This is a genomic window from Pseudomonas lalucatii (assembly GCF_018398425.1).
GTDB lineage: Bacteria > Pseudomonadota > Gammaproteobacteria > Pseudomonadales > Pseudomonadaceae > Aquipseudomonas > Aquipseudomonas lalucatii.
In genome coordinates, this window is the sequence record NZ_JADPMV010000001.1 from 232,472 (window position 1) to 248,806 (window position 16,335).

The following is a 16,335-nucleotide window of genomic DNA, read 5'->3' on the forward strand; positions in this document are numbered from 1 at the left end:
TGGCCCACCAGGCCCAGCATCACGGATTTGCCCGAACCAGGGAGGCCGGTGATGTCGATGCGTACGTCAAAACTCCTCATTGCGCGTTCTCCTTGATGTGACGACGGTGCAGGGTAATAACCGCGCCCACCTCGGCATGCCGGGCGGCGATGTGCTGGCGGTGGGCGGCGATGATCTCGGCAATCTCGGTTTCGGTAATCTCCCCATCCACCAGGGCGGCGGCGATGATGGCGTCCACTTTGCCGCGCTTGATGGCGGTATCCATGCCGCGGGCGTACAGGTCCAGGTTGTCCAGCGCCTGCTGCTCGGGCATCGGCACGTACACACCGCCGTACAGCGCGCAGATGTAGTCCGGCAGGTGGGTGGTACCGGCCTGCTGCTCCAGGGTGTGAATCTGCTCATCCGTCAGCGGCTGGCTACCGGCGTTCTCGTACACGTGGTTGTCCAGCTTCTTCACCGTGCTCAGGCCCAGGCGGCTGGCAGCGCACTCGCGCCCGCCCGGGTAGGCACTCACCACGGCGCTCATTACCTGGCGGCGGGTTTCTAGAATCGTCCGTTTCATCTTCTCGTTTCCCCCTGGCCCTGAGCGCACTACTGTGCGACTACGCCTTCCTTGATGCCGAGCAACACGGCGGCGCGGTGCGCTTCGCCTCGGCGGCCCTTCTTGGTGCCCGCTAAGACCTGATAGGTGGTGGCTGGGTCAAGACCGTTCTCGTTAGCGAACTCCTTGACCGACTTGCCTTGCGCTGCGAGCCAGGCCTTCGCTTGTGCTGGGGTGCGAGTCGCGTGCATGATTCAAAACCATTCAAAAGCGTTTAATTGGCCAAAGAATACCACTCAAATGAGTGGTGTCAACGGGAAAATCTATTCAAATGAGTGGTATTGGCGACCGGCTGCGCGAAGAAAGAGAGCGCCTGCGACTCTCTCAGGCCGCCTTTGGTGAAATTGGTGGTGTGAAGGCCAATGCTCAAGGCAAGTACGAAAGCGGGGAGCGTTTCCCGGGAGCGGACTACCTAGCTTCTGTAGCTGAGCGGGGCGTGGATGTGCTGTATGTGGTGACAGGCGAGCGCAAGCCCGCTGCCGTCGACTGCATTCCCGCAGACGAAGCCCAACTGCTCGAGCACTACCGCTCACTGCCGGTTACGGTCAAAGCCACGCTGGCGCAGTTGGCCACTACCCTTGCGGACCCACACGGGGTCAGTTAGGGCTGCAGACTACGTTCGCTGGCGGAGGGCTGGCGTTTCAGGGAAGGAAGGCTTAAGGATTGAACATTCAGCAAGCGATTCTCGCATCGCGTAATCATCGATTATCCGATGCCGCTATGATACTGATTGGCCCGCCTCTCTATTTTGTATTCCTGTTGTTTCTTCTCCATCACTATGTCGTGTATATGGTGCAGCCTCAATTGCTTTGGCAGTTAGTGTGTATGCTTCGAGACATTGGTGCGAGTATCTACAATACAACTCATTTCTTTTGTAAATGACAGAAAGAACTTATCGTGCTGTGTCTGATAAGCAGGTAAGTCGTTGAGCGTGCAATAGGGCGAATCATGGCGCATGTTTAGTGGGTCGGTAAGTGTAAATAGATTGTGAGTCACTACTGAGCTAGTGCGGCATTAATTTGTGCTGGAAATTAAAGAATAAAGGGGTGTCGTTAATGTTTGAAGAAAGCGATCTGGAAGAGCTTCAGGTAGAGGTTGAAAATGACGAGTTGGCATATGTGGAGTTTGATATTTCGTCCACTCCTTCCGATCCGCAGCTCGAGCAGCTGGTCACTCAGCTGGAAAATAAAGATATTCTGATACCATTTTACCAACGTAGATATGTTTGGAAAATTGATCAAGCTTCGCGTTTGATTGAGTCTTTCTTGATGGGGTTGCCTGTTCCGCAAATTTTCTTGTATGTGAATGATGACAATCAGCTTGAGGTAATTGATGGGCAGCAACGAATTATGTCCGTTAAGTATTTTATGGAGGGGTACTTCGGTGAGGCTGATGCGCGCGGCAGGCGTACAGAGTTTAAGTTGAAACTGGCAGAGCAATCGCCATTTAATAATAAGCGGTTTGTGGATCTTGCTCCTAAAGATCAACGCAAGCTTCGTTTATCGACGCTGCGTGCGATAAATGTAAAGCAGCTACACCCAAGCAAAAGAAATGATAGCGTTTTTCATATTTTTGAGCGCCTCAATACTGGCGGTACGCGGCTTAAGTCGCAGGAAATTAGAAACGCTGTGTATAGAGGGCGGATAGTTGGTGAGCTGCAGCGATTAAATGAAAGCAGTTCTTGGCGGCGTATTCTTGGGATTAAAACTCCCGATAAAAATCAGAGAGATGTTGAGATAGTTTTGCGGCTCTTCTCGTTATTTGAGAACTGGGGAAATTATGAGAAGCCGATGCTTCATTTCCTCAATGGTTCGATGAAGGAGAATTCGGATTTTTCTTCTGTCAGGTCTGCCAGATTCACAGAGCGATTTCCGCAAGTTGTTGATTTCGTTAATAGTGTAATTGCCAAGCCTTTCCGGCCCAAGGGTGTATTGAACACCGCCACGCTTGAGGCTGTTATTATTGCCCTAATGGAGTTACCTGATATCTCGCATGATGCTTTAAGTGAGCGATATTTGATGCTAATTAGTGATGGGGAATTTGAAGAGCTAACAAAAGGGCCTACCACCGACACCAATGTTTTAAAAGGACGTATTGCCATGGCGAAGAAGGTGCTTGGTGATTAGGTGATTTTGTTGGGGGGCTAGGGATGATTAATTTTGCGGGCGGACGCCAGCTTCTTAGAAAGATTGGAAGAGTCGTTGGTAGTGCTCCGATTGAGTTAGACCTGAGGGCGGACTTGGCAGGTCTTTTAATTGTCTCGTTTGTCTCGTCCTATGAGAATGCAGTTAAGAAAATCTTGATTTCATATGCTGATAGCCATAATGATCAGTTTTCTTTTTTTGTTGAAAAACAGTTTGATAAGATTAATAGTAAAATAAATCTTCAGGATTTGAGAGGTTATGCTAGAAAGTTTGATGAGATTCTTGAGAAGAAATTCAATAACGAGCTGTTAAGGATTAAGGGGCGACTGGGTGAGCAACCAATTGACGATTGGTATGAACAGTTGCTGACGTGGAGACATGCCTTTGCTCATGCTGGTCAGCGCTCAACAACTATTGAGGAGGTCTTTAGGGCTCATCAATTTGCCAAATATGTTCTTTTTGCATTCTACAAAGCGTTCACTGAGGTTAGTCCATCAAAGAAAGCACAGGCGGATTCAATTCTAAAAGAATTTCAAGGCATTAGAGATGTTGGTCAAAGCCTGCTAGATGACTCCACGTATCTTGCGGCTTGTTGTGCTGACGATTTAGGTGTGATGGAGCAAGCGCGAGATTCTCTTATTGAGTTATCTAAGCTTTTTTCTCAGATTAAGAAGCAGAAGACGGTTTTGGATTTTTACGGAATGCGATCAAGTTTGAATTCAGCGAAATTCCACGTCGAGAAAATACGACAGATACATGACTCTATTTATGCATCTTTCTAGTGTTATCTGGAACTGGTCGATTTTACATCTCGACTAATTGAGCCAGACTCATGCCTGCCAGGACGGCCAACCATCAAGAAAGGACTCGACCATGCGCTACCTCAACTACCTGCTGATCTCCCTCGCTTCTGCCCTTGGCGCCGCATATGCGGCGCTCTGGCTGCACAATCCCGCCCCCATTGAACCCATCACGACCCTGCCACCGCTTGAGGTGAAGCAGCTGGGCGGTGATGTGCTGATATGGGGCGGCTGGCGTACGGTGGCGGGCTACATGGCCCCGGGCGTTAACGCAGTGGAGATCCGCTGCAACCGCGAGCGGCAAGCCTGCACCGAGGCGGTTGCCTCCATCCTGCATCACGATGAGGGTGAGGACCTGGAAGCGCAGGTGTTCGCCTACCAGGTCACCAGCTGGACGGCAGAGCGCGTACAGGCGCAGGCCAGTATAGCCGTGGGCCACTGTCTGGATCGGCACTTGGTAATCGACCTCACCACCCATGGCGCCGCGCTGGAGTGGTCACCGCCTGCTGGCTGTGAGGGGGATGTCGGCAGGGCGGTGCTGGTAGGGGACCCCATACTGCCTAATTGACCCGTCTGGCCGGTCAGCTCCATCGGCGCTGACCACTGTTTGCGCCCGATTTGGCCGGTGGGTGGTAGCGATGTGTCTGGCAGTGATCGCCCCATAGATGCCTGACGCATCGGGCAGATACCGGCCATAGAGCGTCTAAAAATTGGAGACCGCTTTAGTTGAATGGCGCAGACTGCTGCGTAGTATCGCGCTTGCTGCGGATCACCTCTGCCATCTGCTCATGCAGTTTGACCGCTCCCTGACTCGTTATCACCCCGCAGCATTGCAGTGTGACGATTTGGCTTTCTAGTATGCCGTGAAAGCGGTGGTACATCGCTTCTTCAGGGCTAGTCTTGGCGAAGTTTTCCAGATTCCTGGCGAACCGGGCCAGTTCGCTTACTTTTAGGCTGTTGTCTGCCATGAACTCGCTTTCCTGTGTGGGCGTTCCTAAAACGGTACTGAGTCGTCCCAAACTGGCTCTGCAGCTTGTTGCAGATTCTTCGCCTTGATCCGTGCTTCGAGTGACTTGATGAATCGGATGGATGAGGCCACGTGATTAAACACGAGCAAACTCTCGTCGTAGTTCAGAATGGGATTGTCATGGGCTAGGCTCTTATTGTTCCTTACGTCATTGAAGGCCTCGAGCACGGAAATGGAGGATCTGAGTATACGATCAGTCATGACTGACTCTAGGTGACCGCTTTCGCGCAGGGCTTTCACATACTCGCCGAAGACGCTGTGCAGAGGTTTGTCCCGGCTAATCGTGATGCCATGCGGTTCACAGGTGACCCGGATGAACTTGTTGACGAAGGTGTGTAGGCGATCAAGCGCGCCCTCGGGCTGGTTCTTCTCGATGGCCTCGCGAACATGCTCGGCCACCACTTCGAAGTCACGCTCTTCTGCAATGGCGGTCAGAGCATCCAGGTCGGTGACGGGCTGGTCGCTGAGCAGGCGCTGTGCGATCTTGCGGCAATCGTCGACCAGCACCGGGTTACTGTCGCCCAGGTTGTCACTCTGCACGCCGTAGGCGATGAGCCCTTCAAGCACTTTGCCAACCGTGTGGCTCGAAGCGATATCCCAGAAGGTTCGCATCCTCTTGGCCTTGGAGTCTCCCCCAGTCCGGAATTGGGGCGCATCGATGTCGACCCGAAAGTCGATGAAGAACTCCGCATAGGTGCGATCCGAGAAGTCCAGAACGTAGCCGTTTCCCATCCCTAGCAGTTTTTCGAGCTTGCGCCGCTCGAACGCATCGATCTCGGCCATCGCGCTTCCCCTGACCCTCTACTGAGAACCCTTTTTGAACTCTACCAATACAGCTTGGTACCCATCGTGCGGATAGCACGGCCAGTTTGATGGCATACAGAAGCCCGGGCGCGGGTCTCTTTCGTTGAACAGGGTATGCCATTCATTTCCGCGCTCAAATACCCAACCGCAGAGACTGGTTCCTTCAAACTGATCATGGGTAATGTCGACCAGGAACTCGCCTACCTCGAACCAAGCATGCGATTGCTCTTGTCCCAAATAGGGATGATCTTTCCCGCAAACGTAGACGCCATCGTAGCCGAGCTCTTCCTTCAGAAGTCGGCCAAGTATTTCCGAAGCCGGCCCACAAGCTGCTCTGGGAAAACCATGAAAGACGGAGCCCTTATCGCCAGATAGCCCCATGAGGCCTCTACGGCAAGCAATCGCCGCTAGCTCAAGCCGCTCTCGATCCATCTTCATTTCTACCTCAATGTGGTTAGCTGAGCGCAGGAGGAGGCCTAAGCAGTACATCGCCACTGTCTCGATACCCTGCTACCGGCAGGTCAGTGATCGATGCGGGATCTATCAGAGCCCGCTAGGTCTTCCGTTGGAACATCGGGAAGAAGCTGGTCTGGGATTTGAGCTTAATCGTGTCTTTGATGTCGATCTGGTTTGCTTTACGCCGTGTTCCACCTGACGGGGTGATAATCTCGAGGTCGGGGTTCTCGATCATCGTCACGTGAATGTCGTCGCTATGCGCTGGGGTGTGGTTGTAAATTCGGCCATAGAACTCGGCCATGTTCAGCGCATCGCCAAACTCCGAAACCAGCTTGGGTATGTCTTCATGAAGCTGACCTTTAGCCTCATCCCTCGCATTCATATCAAATAGGTACAGGGTGCCTTCTTCCTGAGGGTCATGAGCCAGCATATTCAGGCCCGAGCGACCAAAGTGAGCCTGGGACTTGCTGTTCTTGTGCAGCACATTATTGTACACCTGACGTGCCCGGTAAGAACTGGCAAGGTGTATGAGCCAATAGCGCCATCCCTGAGGGTTGTTGATGGAGAACGGACTGACGAACTGTGCGCATTTCTGGAAGGCAGAGAAGACGATATTTTCTGCGGTTCCGAGCCATTGGCGATTGCTCATTTGCTCGGTTAGAAGGTCGAGGTCGAGTTTGCTTATCGAGAGATGCGCCAGTTGCCGCTCGAGCATCTGCGGATTGTTTTTCTGCAGGTAAGTCAGCAGCGCAGTAATCATGAAGGTGTAGAAGATCTCGGTCGATGTGTCCGAGCTCATGATGTCCCGCAGTGTTTCGGTCGTGACGTGGCTATGTCCGCACTGATCCAGGTTGAACAGGATGTTCCGGAATCTACCTCGCTGCAGGTATTCCTTGATTCGCGGGTAAACCATCTCAAACTCATCATTCAGATAGTCGATTTGGACTGATAGGTACTCGCTTGAGTCAACGTACTCAACGAGGACTGGGGCTATGTGAGTTTTGAGGGAGTCTAGTGCAGCTGGCTCATAGTCGTTGAGCACCATGGTGCAATCAATGCGGATAGGTGCGAGGTTCTGCACCGCCCGATTCACATTGATGACATTAATTGCTCGATGAAGCTCTTGGATGAAGATCAGGGGGGAGCCAGGTGCTCCACATTTGTATCGTCCTCCGCCTGCAAAGCCATCCACAATAGCTAGGCGGAAACGTTCCATTTTAGGTGTCTGGCAGCGGGTGATGACGTACTCGTAGAAATACTCACGGAGGATCTGGTGTTTCATTCTCGAATGGTCGGCCAGTTCAGCACCGCCTTGCCACTCGTACTTCTTTCCTACCATCTCAATGTCCCTATCAAGCCGTTATTTTTCTACAGGGAAGCAGTGCCTACGATGTTGACGGGCATTTCATCCCAGGTCTTGCCTCTATACTCACGACCATTCGCTTTCTTGGATCGGCGAATGTTGTCCTTACCCCAGGTTCCCCACTGCTTGAAGAAGAATGCGGTATCGCTCTCAAGACATTGAGCATAGATCTCATCAATCCAGTTCTCCTTGATCTGGCGGGCCTTGTTACCGCTCTCGCCACCAACAATGGCCCAATCTATCCCTGTTAGATTAATTGGGCCTACAGGGCCAATTAAAGGCTCAAACGAGATAAACCTGATCTGAGCCGGGGTCTCCTTGATGTGCTCAGCACGAAAGGCGGTCTCGCTGTTCTCAATCGATGTACCGAGCCAAACGTTAGGAAGAACCTCTTGAATGATGTCCTGGAGGATCTGCTTCATTCGCTCAGGGCGCTTTGTCAGGATCTGATAGTTATGCTGCGGGGTATCCCGCATCACCGTCCAGACGTCTTGGATGAAGCTATCGCTGACCTGCTCATGGAACAAGTCGCTCATGGAGTTAACAAACACCTTGCGAGGCTTCTTCCAGCGATAAGGGATTTCGAGTGACTCCCTATCCTCGATGACCTTGCCATTCCAGACAACACGTTTGTTCTTCTTACGGGTCAGACCGGTGTACTTGGTCATACCCATGGATTCCAAGCGTCTGGCCATCTCCATGGCGTAGCAGTTCTTGCAGCCTGCGCTGATGATTGAGCAGCCTGCCACCGGGTTCCAAGTGGAGTCAGTCCACTCGATCTGTGTCTCTGCCATGTCCTTGTCCTGCTCCCGTTCGTTGGCGTTCCTGGTTGGTGCGTCTGAGACCCGAGCGAGAGAAATTTGGTCGCTATCTTAGAGAATGCCTGGCTGAAAGGGCAGGCATCTATGCCTGAAAACGAGCGAGTCGTTACACATGCCTGTATGGATAGCCAGTATAGTCATTGTGAGCGAAGAAAGGGGGCTCATTCATCCACCGGCAGCCGCCGTCCGCTTTTGGCCGGTACCTGCTGATTACGATTGAGGGGCGGTGGTCAGGTCAAGCGCACGAGCTAGTCAACGCCAAGGCACCTGCGTGGTCAAGCTAGGCGCAGTTTTTCATCCATACCGATGACCTGAATGGATGGAGCTACAGCCGGAATGGGCAGGGGCTGCATCGGTCTAGCTGTAAATACCTCGCGGGGAGTGCAATAATACTGTATTTATATACAGTATTACTTGAGGTAACCCCATGGCCCTGACAGTAATCGGCCGCTGCGAGCGGCCAGGTCTTAGGCTGCCGCTGTTTCTAAGCCGCATCGCGGCTGGCTTTCCGTCCCCCGCTGAGGATCACATCGAGGCCAATCTCTCGCTGGATGAGCTGTGTGTGCGCCACCCGGCCTCGACCTATTTCCTGCGGGTAGCCGGGGACAGCATGACCGGCCTGGGCATTTTCGACGGCGACACACTGGTGGTGGACCGGGCCCTCAAGCCCCAGGCCGGCATGGTGGTGGTGGCCATCGTGCGGGGGGACTTCACCTGCAAGCAGCTGGCCTTCGAGCAGGGCCTGCCGTTACTCAAGGCCGCCAACCCCAGCTACCCGGACATCCGCCTGCGCGAGGATGAGGAGCTGGAGGTGTTCGGCGTGGTCACCAACTGCATCCACAAGCTGCCGGTGTTTTGATGCGCACCGTTTACGCCCTGGTGGACTGCAACAACTTCTACGTGAGCTGCGAGCGCCTGTTCCGGCCGGACCTGCGCGCTACGCCGGTGGTGGTGCTGAGCAACAACGACGGCTGCATCGTCAGCCGCAGCAACGAGGCCAAGGCCCTGGGCATCGGCATGGGCGAGCCGTACTTCAAGATCCGCGACATGATCGAGCCCCACGGCATCGAGGTGTTCAGCAGCAACTACGCGCTGTACGGCAACATCTCGGCGCGGGTGGTCAGCGTGCTGCGCGAGCTGGCGCCGCGCATGGAGGTGTATTCGATCGACGAGAGCTTTCTCGACCTCACCGGCTTTCACCGGCCGCTGGCGGCCTATGGGCGTTTCATCAAGGCCGAGGTGGAGCGGCTCACCGGCATGCCGGTGGGGGTGGGCATCTCCACCACCAAAACCCTCACCAAGCTGGCCAACTGGGCGGCGAAAAAGCGCAGCCAGTCCGGCGTGGTGGTCGCCACCCGGCCCGAGCAGCAGGTGGCGTTGCTCAAGGCCGCCCCGGTGGGCGAGGTGTGGGGCATCGGCCGCAAAATGCAGTGCCACCTCACCGCGCTGAACATCACCACCGCCTGGGACCTGGCCCAGCAGGACGCCAAGAGCATGCGCAAGCTGTTCAGCGTGGTGGTGGAGAAAACCATCCGCGAGCTGCGCGGCGAGGCCTGCTACGGCCTGGACGACGGGCCCGAGCCCAAGCAGATGATCGCCTGCAGCCGTTCGTTCTCCGAGCGCGTGACCGAGCTGCCCGCCCTGCGCGAGGCGGTGGCCAGCTACGCCAGCCGCGCCGCGGAGAAGCTGCGGGGACAGGGCGACCTGTGCCAGCTGCTGCAGGTGTACATCCGCACCGGCGTGTTCAACCCCGACGAGCCGCGCTACTCCCGCACCGCCAGCGTGCCGCTCACCACGCCGAGCAACGACACCCGCGACCTGGTGCATGCGGCCCTGGCCGGGCTGGCGAGCATCTACCAGCCCGGCTACCGCTACCAGAAGGCCGGCGTGGTGCTGATGAACCTGACCAGCCCCAAGCACATCCAGCCCGACCTGTTCGCCCCGGCGCCGCGGCCAAGCACCGATGCCCTCATGGCCACCATGGACCGCATAAACGCCAACATGGGTCGCGGCACCGTGCGCCTGGCCCGCGTACCGGCCAGCGCCGGCTGGGCGATGAAGCAACAGCTGCGCTCGCCGGGCTACACCAGCCGCTGGGCGGAACTCCCCCGCACGCTCTAGTCCAGACCATAGCGCCTGGTTAAGCAGGGCTGGTGGCCCGCAAAAACGTGATGAAAATCACAAGCTCCCCGGGCGAATGGGGTGGCGCTACAGGAGGCGCCAGTCGCCCGGCATGTAAGAAGGGAGTAAGCGATGTTGGAGAACAAACACCCGACCACCCAGCGGGCCGCAGAAGACGCACCGCAAAACGAGATGGAGCATCTGCTGCTGCAGCGCTTCCGGCAACTGACGTCGCAGGTGCAGCGGGATGTGCTCGGGCTGATTGAGGCGATTGTGCAGATGTCACGTTAGCAAAATTAGGTTCCCTGCAAGGATGCAGGGGGCCTTTGTGATGGGCAAGCTATAGGCTATGTTTCTTAATTAGGCATTGTGCTGCGAAGATAATCTGATCACGCAAGGATGCTAGCCATGTTGAAATGCACTCATCGATTTAACCATCTCGCCCAGCAGAGCTTCGTCGAACGACTCAACAAGTCATGCATTCAGTTGTATGTACGCGTGCTGTCATCGTGCGAAAGGCGCACAGCCTACTAGGCTGCTATTCGATAACTATAGGAGTGACTGGTAATGTCAAATCTAGATTCTGCAGATATAAAAGTGGCGTTGCTTGGATTGTCTAGCGATAAAAATAATAAGCTAAAGAAACTTTTTAGCACTGCCAGGCACAATGTGGATGTTTATGAATTTTCGACAAAGGAAGACTTGTTTAAGGCGTTGGACAGTAAAGAGGTTAATGCGCTTTGTATAGACTTGTACCATGATTTGGGCGTAAAGAAATCTGTTCAATTGATTATGTCGGTGCGAGAGCGGTATAGCCATATCCCTATTTGTCTTCTGGGCGAAAAGAAAGCCCTTGAGAATATGTCTGAGCTTAGTCAGCACTGGCGCACAAAGTTCAAACATTACTATAAATTTTATTACGACGAGGCAAGTGCAGAGCAAGCGCTTCTGATTGTTGAGCTTTTTGTCTGTGATGTGGTGAAGTCGATGGTGTTCGATGAATATCAAACATTGGTAAGGGACTTTCCTGGAGGAAGGCGGAACTATTCCGTTTTACATAATAGCCATGATTTTAGCATGCTGACAACAGCGCTCCTGGCGGCTGCTTCGGGATCAATTCTAACCGTATTGGCGACGTTATATTTTCGTACTTAGTTGTCTGGCCTCCTAAATGATCGCGCCTGGCGTGAAGTGGAGGGCGATTGGATAGTATTTGCCAGGTGGTTGCAGAAGATGGGAGGGCGCCTCTGTGTGGCAGATAACTATAACGGGTGTTCTTTAGGGAGCATTGCCGGATTTCTCTGCCTCAATAAGAAGTTGGCAGTGGGTCGTTCATCGAGAGACTACACTTTTCACTGCTGGAAACTGTATGTGCGTGAAGTTTATTTTAAGATGCAATGTTTTGATCTTTTGCTTGATCTCATGACGAGCGGGAAGCCTAGGTTTCCAGTTCGGTTCATATGTGATGGATGAACCTTGAACCGCTCCACTCTCGCTCTACAGCCCGCTCCGCGCTGGCCTTGCTGGCGTACAGGTGCGTCAGCCGTTTGGGGTTGCTCTGCTCGCCGGCGCTGACCTGTTTCTGCTCCCCCGTTTTCTCGTCGCGATACCAGGCCAGCACGCCGCTGTGTTGCTCGGTTTGGTCGCTGGTCAGTTCGTCGCTGTCGGGCAGTTTGCTGGTGAGCTCCAGGCTGGTGGTGTAGGCGTCCGGGGTGAAGTTGTGGGTCACGTTGCCGCCGAGCCAGACGATGGCGGCGATCTCGGCCTTGATGCCGGTGAGGCTGTAGGTCAGCTCGGGGATGAGGTCCGGGCGGCCCTTGGCCAGGGTGTAGCTGAGGGTAGCGCTGCCGCGCTGCAGGCGCCGCCATTCGGCGCGGGCGGCGCGCAGGGCGCTGCTGCGGTCGGCGTAGGTGTGGCGCAGGGCCTTGGCGTTGTCGTCGCTGCCGGCGATCGCCTCTTTGCGCTGGGCACTGCCCAGCTCGTAGTAGTAGGCCTTGGCGCCGGTGTAGGCATCGCGGTCGGCCTCCAGGTAGCGGTGCTGGTCGCCGTCGCGGCGGGTGAGGGGGATGTGCGGCAGGGCCAGGCCGCTGGCCGAGGCGCTTTTGCCCATGGGCAGCATGAGCAGGCGCCCGGCCTTGATGCTGGCGATGGCGTCGTGTTCGCGGGCCAGGCGGGTGAGCAGGTTGAGGTCGCTCTCGCCGGTCTGGTCCAGGTGCGGCAGGCCGATGGCGGCCAGGGCCACCTGCACCAGGGGCTGCAGGCCGTACTCCACGGCGATGGCGCGGACGATGTCGCCCAGGGTCTGGCCGTGCCAGCTGCGCTCGCGCTTGCGCGCCAGGCCCTCGCGCAGGTCGGCGCTGCGGGCGCGGATGTTGAGCACGTCCGGCGCGCCGCTGTGCTCCACCTCGTCCACGGTGTAGCTGCCCTTATCCACCAGGCCGCTGTCGCTCCAGCCCAGCCACAGGCGCACCACGGCGCCGCGCGGGGGGATGGCCAGCAGGCCGTCGTGGTCGCTGAGCTGGATGTCGAGCTGGTCGGCCTCCAGGCCGCGGTTGTCGGTGAGCGTGAGGCTCACCAGGCGCGCGCTGATGCTGGCGGTGATGTCGCGGCCGTCGACCAGCACGCGGCACAGCGGGCGGGCGTAGCTCAGGTCGTTGCGCAGGCGGTCGGCCTGGTCGCGCAGCACGCCCAGGGCCTGGTGGGTGAGTCCGTCGATCATCGCAGCAGGTCTCCCAGGGTGCCGAACACGCTGCCGAGCAGGTCGACGCGGCCCTCGTCGATGCGCTTGAGGGCGAGGCTGAACTCGATGCGCCGGGCGGCGCCGTCCGGGAAGAACAGGGTGCGCGTCTCGCTGAGCGACTCGATGACGTAGATGCCGTAGATGCGCCCGGTGCCCTCGATCAGCGGCCAGGCCTTGCCGGTGTCGGCCATGATGCGCAGGGTGTCCAGGCTCAGGGTTTCGCCGGCCAGCTCGGGCAGCAGCACGCCGGGCAGGGTGATGCTGTCGTCACCCGGGCCCAGGTACTGGCGCGCCGGGCGCACGCCGATGCGCGAGGTGCTGGCGTGGCGCCACTCGGTTTGCCGTTGGAACTCCTGGTAGGCCAGGGTGGGCATGCCGAACACGAACATGCCGAGGCTCATCATCATGGGTCAGTCCCTGTCGTAGAGCGCCGAGCGCACGCGGGCGGCCTTGCCGCGCTCGCGTTCGTCGAGCAGCTGGTTGAGCATCTGCCGCAGGCCGGCCACGTCGGTGCCCGGTGCGGCCTGGATGGTGATGTGCAGGGTGTCGCCCTGGACCACCACCGGCGCGCCGCCGTTGCTGGCGGCCAGGGGCGCGCGACTGTCCAGGGCCACGGCGCCGCTGCCGATGCCCAGGGCTAGAGCGCCGGCCTGGGCCAGTTGCTTGCCGAGGCTGCCGATGGCGGCCAGGGGGCCGCCCTGGCCGCGCTCGAGGCCCTGGCTGAGCCCGGCCATGGTGTGGCCGCCCAGCTCGGCGAACACGCGGCTGGGGCTGTGGATGCCGAGCTTCTCCTTGAAGTAGCCGATGGCGCTGTCGCCGGCGTCCAGCACGGCGGTCTTGACGCTGCCCAGGGCGTTGCGGATGCCGTTGGCCAGCCCGGTCATCAGCATGCCGCCGAACTCGCTGAACTTGCCGGGCAGCTCCACGCCCAGGTAGCCCATGACGCCGGCGAAGGCGCGGTAGAGCAGGCCCAGGGGGCTGAAGTTGAGCAGGGTGGTGGCGATGCCGGCCAGGCCGCCGCTGAAGCCGGCCTTGATCTCGCCCCACAGGCCCTGGAAGTAGGGGCCGACCTTGTCCCAGTTGCGGTAGATCAGGTAGGCGCCGCCGGCGATGGCGGTGATGGCCAGGCCGATGGGGTTGAGCATCAGCGCGCGGCCGATCAGCAGCAGGCCCTTGCCGACCAGGGGCAGCACGGTGCGCCCCAGCCAGAGCAGGCCCTGGCCGAGGCCGAGGCTCTTGATGCCCAGCAGCATCATGCCGAAGCGCACCATGGCGAAGGGGCCGAGGATGCTGGCCATGGCCAGGGTGAGGCCGCCCATGCCGGCCATGAGCAGGCCGATGCCGGCGGCGGTCTTGACGATCTGCCCGGCCAGCTCGGGGTTCTCGGCTATCCAGCCCTTGACGCTGCCGATGACGCGGGTGAGGCCCTGGGTGAGGCCGCGCAGCGGGCCGTTCTGCTGGTCCTGCAGCTGGATGCCGAGATCCTCCCAGGCGCTGCCTAGGGAATCGAGGTCGCCGCGCAGGTTGTCGGCCATGACCTTGGCGGTGGTTTCGGCCTCGCCCTGGGCCTGGCGCAAGGTGCCGATGAACTGCTGCAGCTTACCGCTGCCGGCCTGGTCGACCAGCACCTGCAGGCCGCTGAAGGCCTCCTCGCCGGCGATGGCCTTGAAGAAGCCGGCGCGGTCGGCGTTGCCCAGGGCCTTGGTCTTGCTGTGCAGCTCGGCCAGCACGCTGGGCAGGTCGCGCAGGTTGCCCTGGGCGTCCTTGGCCTCGACGCCGAGCTTGGCCAGGGCCTTGGCGGCCATCTTCGGCGGCTCGGCCAGGCGGCTGATGATGGCGCGCAGGGCGGTGCCGCCCATGCTGCCCTGGATGCCGGCGTCGCCCAGCTTGCCGGCCATGGCCGCGACCGTCTCGATGTCCTGCCCCACGCCAGCGGCCACCGGCGCCACGTACTTCATGGTTTCGCCGAGCATCTGCAGGTTGGTGTTGGAGCGGGTGAAGGTGCCCACCAGCACGTCGCCCAGGCGCCCGGTTTCGCCGGCCTGCAGGTTGAAGCCGGTGAGGATGTTGCTGGCGATGTCGGCGGTTTCCGCCAGGTCGCTGTCGCCGGCCTTGGCCAGGGCGAGCATGCCGGGCATGGCGGCCTGGATGGCCTTGGGGTCGAAGCCGGCCATGCCCAGGAAGCCCTGGGCGTCGGCGGCCTGGCCGGCGGTGAACTGGGTGCTGGCGCCCAGCGCCCGGGCCTGGTCGCGCAGGGCCTGCAGCTGCGGGTCATCCTTGGCCAGGCGGGTGAGGGCCTGCACCTTGCTCATGCTGGCGTCGAAGTCCAGCCCTGGGGCGAGCAGGCGCGCGCCGCTGTAGAGAATGCCGCTGCCGGCCGCCAGGCCGCCGGCGCCGTTGGCGGCCATGCTGCCGGCCAGGGCCTGGGTGGCGTCGTACTGGCCCTTGGCCTTGGCCAGGCGCTGCTGCTGGGCGGTGACGCGCTTGAGGCGCGCCTCCTGCAGGGCGAGGGCCTGGTTGGTCTGGTTGATCTTGCCGCGCAGATCGCGCTCGTGCTGGCCGAGGGTGCGGGTGCTGATGCCGGCGGCGTTGAGCTGGCCACGCAGGCCCTGGAGCTCGCGCTGCTGCTCGGCATGCTTGGCCTTGAGGGCATGGCCCTCGCGGAGGTTGCTGCGGAAGGCCTGGTTGAGCGCCTGCAGCGGCGTGCGCGCCTCGCGCAGCTGGGTGGCCAGCTCGGCGACGCGCTCCTTGGTCTGCTTGGTGCTGGCTGAGCTGGCGCGATGCTGCTGGGCCAGGGCCTTCTGCTCGTCGCCCAGGCGGCGCACCAGGACCAACTGGTCCTTCTGCTTGGCGACCAGCTGGGCGTACTCGTCGCGCAGCTTCTGGGTGGGCTGGGCGGTGTTGCCCAGCTGCTGGCCCAGCTCGCGGATGCGCTTGCGGTTCTCCTGCCAGACCTGGTTGGCCGTGCGCGACTCCTGCCGGGCCAGGCGCAGCTGCTTGGTCAGGGCCTGGTGCTTGTCGGCCAGGGTGTTGGATTCGGCGCTGAGGGCGTCGTAGCTGGCCTGCAGCGGGGCGAGGGTGCGCTCGTGGCCGGCCAGCTCGCGGGACAGCTGGCGCAGGGTGTCGCGGTTGGCCTGCAGGGCGCTGGCGGTTTGCTCGCTGGCGCCCTTGAGGCTGCGGAAGCTGGCGATGTCCTTCTGCTGGGCCTGCAGGCCCTTGAGCTCGCCGCGGGTGTCGCGCAGGGTGCGGGCCAGGCCGACGCCGCTGCCGGCGATGGCCTTGAAGGGTCTGCTGGCGCGGTCCAGCGCGTGGAGTACTACCTCAAGTTTTAGATCGCGCGCCATGCTGCAGCTCCCATCGTTCGCGGGCGCGCTCGCGCCAGTCCATCAGTTCGGCCAGGTCCATGGCGTCCATCTGCTGCGGCCCCCAGTGGAAGACCATGGCGATGTCGGCCATGG

The 16,335-nt window shown here is 58.9% G+C and carries 19 protein-coding genes; 8 read left to right on the top strand and 11 right to left on the bottom strand.

Annotated elements, in window-relative coordinates:
* Nucleotides 1-76: 76 nt before the first annotated feature.
* On the bottom strand, nucleotides 77-562 hold the full coding sequence (locus I0D00_RS01015; RefSeq protein ID WP_213637905.1) for a YmfL family putative regulatory protein: 486 nt from the start codon (nucleotides 560-562) through the stop codon (nucleotides 77-79).
* Between the two features lie 29 nt (nucleotides 563-591).
* A complete protein-coding gene (locus I0D00_RS01020) occupies nucleotides 592-792 on the bottom strand; it encodes a DNA-binding protein (protein ID WP_213637906.1) in 201 nt (66 codons plus the stop codon).
* Between the two features lie 80 nt (nucleotides 793-872).
* On the opposite strand from I0D00_RS01020, the gene I0D00_RS01025 reads away from it, so the two are divergent.
* The 4 genes from I0D00_RS01025 (at nucleotide 873) to I0D00_RS01040 (ending at nucleotide 4,113) form a co-directional block, all read left to right on the top strand.
* A complete protein-coding gene (locus tag I0D00_RS01025; RefSeq protein ID WP_213637907.1) occupies nucleotides 873-1,205 on the top strand; it encodes a helix-turn-helix domain-containing protein in 333 nt (110 codons plus the stop codon).
* 451 nt (nucleotides 1,206-1,656) lie between these two features.
* The gene (locus tag I0D00_RS01030) at nucleotides 1,657-2,727 is read left to right on the top strand and encodes a DUF262 domain-containing protein (protein WP_213637908.1); all 1,071 of its coding nucleotides are present in this window, start codon (nucleotides 1,657-1,659) and stop codon (nucleotides 2,725-2,727) included.
* 23 nt (nucleotides 2,728-2,750) lie between these two features.
* Entirely contained in the window at nucleotides 2,751-3,527 is a 777-nt protein-coding gene (locus I0D00_RS01035) for a HEPN domain-containing protein (protein ID WP_213637909.1), read from the top strand.
* 91 nt (nucleotides 3,528-3,618) lie between these two features.
* Nucleotides 3,619-4,113, top strand: coding sequence for a hypothetical protein (locus tag I0D00_RS01040; RefSeq protein WP_213637910.1), 495 nt, complete (start codon nucleotides 3,619-3,621; stop codon nucleotides 4,111-4,113).
* A 154-nt stretch (nucleotides 4,114-4,267) separates the two neighbouring features.
* Here the strand turns inward: I0D00_RS01040 and I0D00_RS01045 are convergent, their stop codons facing one another.
* From I0D00_RS01045 to I0D00_RS01065, 5 genes are all read right to left on the bottom strand, one after another.
* On the bottom strand, nucleotides 4,268-4,513 hold the full coding sequence (locus I0D00_RS01045; protein ID WP_213637911.1) for a hypothetical protein: 246 nt from the start codon (nucleotides 4,511-4,513) through the stop codon (nucleotides 4,268-4,270).
* Between the two features lie 26 nt (nucleotides 4,514-4,539).
* Nucleotides 4,540-5,355 carry an abortive infection family protein gene (locus I0D00_RS01050; RefSeq protein WP_213637912.1) on the bottom strand — a complete coding sequence of 272 codons (816 nt, stop codon included), beginning with the start codon at nucleotides 5,353-5,355 and terminating at the stop codon, nucleotides 4,540-4,542.
* An 18-nt stretch (nucleotides 5,356-5,373) separates the two neighbouring features.
* Nucleotides 5,374-5,814: a hypothetical protein gene (locus tag I0D00_RS01055; protein WP_213637913.1), complete on the bottom strand. Its 441-nt coding sequence runs from the start codon at nucleotides 5,812-5,814 to the stop codon at nucleotides 5,374-5,376.
* A gap of 115 nt (nucleotides 5,815-5,929) precedes the next feature.
* Complete coding sequence (locus I0D00_RS01060) at nucleotides 5,930-7,171, bottom strand: three-Cys-motif partner protein TcmP (protein ID WP_213637914.1); 1,242 nt, start codon at nucleotides 7,169-7,171, stop codon at nucleotides 5,930-5,932.
* 29 nt (nucleotides 7,172-7,200) lie between these two features.
* Nucleotides 7,201-7,989, bottom strand: coding sequence for a DUF5131 family protein (locus tag I0D00_RS01065; RefSeq protein ID WP_213637915.1), 789 nt, complete (start codon nucleotides 7,987-7,989; stop codon nucleotides 7,201-7,203).
* 454 nt (nucleotides 7,990-8,443) lie between these two features.
* Here I0D00_RS01065 and I0D00_RS01070 point away from each other — a divergent pair, with 454 nt between their 5' ends.
* The 4 genes from I0D00_RS01070 (at nucleotide 8,444) to I0D00_RS01085 (ending at nucleotide 11,292) form a co-directional block, all read left to right on the top strand.
* A complete protein-coding gene (locus I0D00_RS01070) occupies nucleotides 8,444-8,875 on the top strand; it encodes a LexA family protein (protein ID WP_213637916.1) in 432 nt (143 codons plus the stop codon).
* On the top strand, nucleotides 8,875-10,137 hold the full coding sequence (gene umuC / locus I0D00_RS01075; protein ID WP_213637917.1) for a translesion error-prone DNA polymerase V subunit UmuC: 1,263 nt from the start codon (nucleotides 8,875-8,877) through the stop codon (nucleotides 10,135-10,137). The genes I0D00_RS01070 and umuC overlap by 1 nt, the downstream gene beginning before the upstream one ends.
* 132 nt (nucleotides 10,138-10,269) lie before the next feature.
* Complete coding sequence (locus tag I0D00_RS01080) at nucleotides 10,270-10,428, top strand: hypothetical protein (RefSeq protein ID WP_213637918.1); 159 nt, start codon at nucleotides 10,270-10,272, stop codon at nucleotides 10,426-10,428.
* A gap of 276 nt (nucleotides 10,429-10,704) precedes the next feature.
* A complete protein-coding gene (locus I0D00_RS01085) occupies nucleotides 10,705-11,292 on the top strand; it encodes a hypothetical protein (RefSeq protein WP_213637919.1) in 588 nt (195 codons plus the stop codon).
* A 301-nt stretch (nucleotides 11,293-11,593) separates the two neighbouring features.
* On the opposite strand, the gene I0D00_RS01090 is transcribed toward I0D00_RS01085, so the two are convergent.
* From I0D00_RS01090 to I0D00_RS01105, 4 genes are read right to left on the bottom strand one after another with little or no spacing between them, the layout of a single operon-like run.
* On the bottom strand, nucleotides 11,594-12,856 hold the full coding sequence (locus I0D00_RS01090; protein WP_213637920.1) for a phage late control D family protein: 1,263 nt from the start codon (nucleotides 12,854-12,856) through the stop codon (nucleotides 11,594-11,596).
* Nucleotides 12,853-13,284 carry a phage tail protein gene (locus I0D00_RS01095; protein WP_213637921.1) on the bottom strand — a complete coding sequence of 144 codons (432 nt, stop codon included), beginning with the start codon at nucleotides 13,282-13,284 and terminating at the stop codon, nucleotides 12,853-12,855. The genes I0D00_RS01090 and I0D00_RS01095 overlap by 4 nt, the downstream gene beginning before the upstream one ends.
* A gap of 3 nt (nucleotides 13,285-13,287) precedes the next feature.
* Entirely contained in the window at nucleotides 13,288-16,221 is a 2,934-nt protein-coding gene (locus I0D00_RS01100; protein WP_213637922.1) for a phage tail tape measure protein, read from the bottom strand.
* Entirely contained in the window at nucleotides 16,199-16,333 is a 135-nt protein-coding gene (locus tag I0D00_RS01105; RefSeq protein WP_213637923.1) for a GpE family phage tail protein, read from the bottom strand. Before I0D00_RS01105 ends, I0D00_RS01100 begins: the two co-directional genes overlap by 23 nt.
* Between the last annotated feature and the right edge of the window lie 2 nt (nucleotides 16,334-16,335).

Excerpts from the sequence above, each read along its gene's own strand:
- I0D00_RS01015 (WP_213637905.1), bottom strand. The coding sequence starts at position 562 with ATGAAACGGACGATTCTAGAAACCCGCCGCCAGGTAATGAGCGCCGTG.
- I0D00_RS01020 (WP_213637906.1), bottom strand. The coding sequence starts at position 792 with ATGCACGCGACTCGCACCCCAGCACAAGCGAAGGCCTGGCTCGCAGCG.
- I0D00_RS01025 (WP_213637907.1), top strand. The coding sequence starts at position 873 with ATGAGTGGTATTGGCGACCGGCTGCGCGAAGAAAGAGAGCGCCTGCGA.
- I0D00_RS01030 (WP_213637908.1), top strand. The coding sequence starts at position 1,657 with ATGTTTGAAGAAAGCGATCTGGAAGAGCTTCAGGTAGAGGTTGAAAAT.
- I0D00_RS01035 (WP_213637909.1), top strand. The coding sequence starts at position 2,751 with ATGATTAATTTTGCGGGCGGACGCCAGCTTCTTAGAAAGATTGGAAGA.
- I0D00_RS01040 (WP_213637910.1), top strand. The coding sequence starts at position 3,619 with ATGCGCTACCTCAACTACCTGCTGATCTCCCTCGCTTCTGCCCTTGGC.
- I0D00_RS01045 (WP_213637911.1), bottom strand. The coding sequence starts at position 4,513 with ATGGCAGACAACAGCCTAAAAGTAAGCGAACTGGCCCGGTTCGCCAGG.
- I0D00_RS01050 (WP_213637912.1), bottom strand. The coding sequence starts at position 5,355 with ATGGCCGAGATCGATGCGTTCGAGCGGCGCAAGCTCGAAAAACTGCTA.
- I0D00_RS01055 (WP_213637913.1), bottom strand. The coding sequence starts at position 5,814 with ATGAAGATGGATCGAGAGCGGCTTGAGCTAGCGGCGATTGCTTGCCGT.
- I0D00_RS01060 (WP_213637914.1), bottom strand. The coding sequence starts at position 7,171 with ATGGTAGGAAAGAAGTACGAGTGGCAAGGCGGTGCTGAACTGGCCGAC.
- I0D00_RS01065 (WP_213637915.1), bottom strand. The coding sequence starts at position 7,989 with ATGGCAGAGACACAGATCGAGTGGACTGACTCCACTTGGAACCCGGTG.
- I0D00_RS01070 (WP_213637916.1), top strand. The coding sequence starts at position 8,444 with ATGGCCCTGACAGTAATCGGCCGCTGCGAGCGGCCAGGTCTTAGGCTG.
- umuC (WP_213637917.1), top strand. The coding sequence starts at position 8,875 with ATGCGCACCGTTTACGCCCTGGTGGACTGCAACAACTTCTACGTGAGC.
- I0D00_RS01080 (WP_213637918.1), top strand. The coding sequence starts at position 10,270 with ATGTTGGAGAACAAACACCCGACCACCCAGCGGGCCGCAGAAGACGCA.
- I0D00_RS01085 (WP_213637919.1), top strand. The coding sequence starts at position 10,705 with ATGTCAAATCTAGATTCTGCAGATATAAAAGTGGCGTTGCTTGGATTG.
- I0D00_RS01090 (WP_213637920.1), bottom strand. The coding sequence starts at position 12,856 with ATGATCGACGGACTCACCCACCAGGCCCTGGGCGTGCTGCGCGACCAG.
- I0D00_RS01095 (WP_213637921.1), bottom strand. The coding sequence starts at position 13,284 with ATGATGATGAGCCTCGGCATGTTCGTGTTCGGCATGCCCACCCTGGCC.
- I0D00_RS01100 (WP_213637922.1), bottom strand. The coding sequence starts at position 16,221 with ATGGCGCGCGATCTAAAACTTGAGGTAGTACTCCACGCGCTGGACCGC.
- I0D00_RS01105 (WP_213637923.1), bottom strand. The coding sequence starts at position 16,333 with ATGGCCGACATCGCCATGGTCTTCCACTGGGGGCCGCAGCAGATGGAC.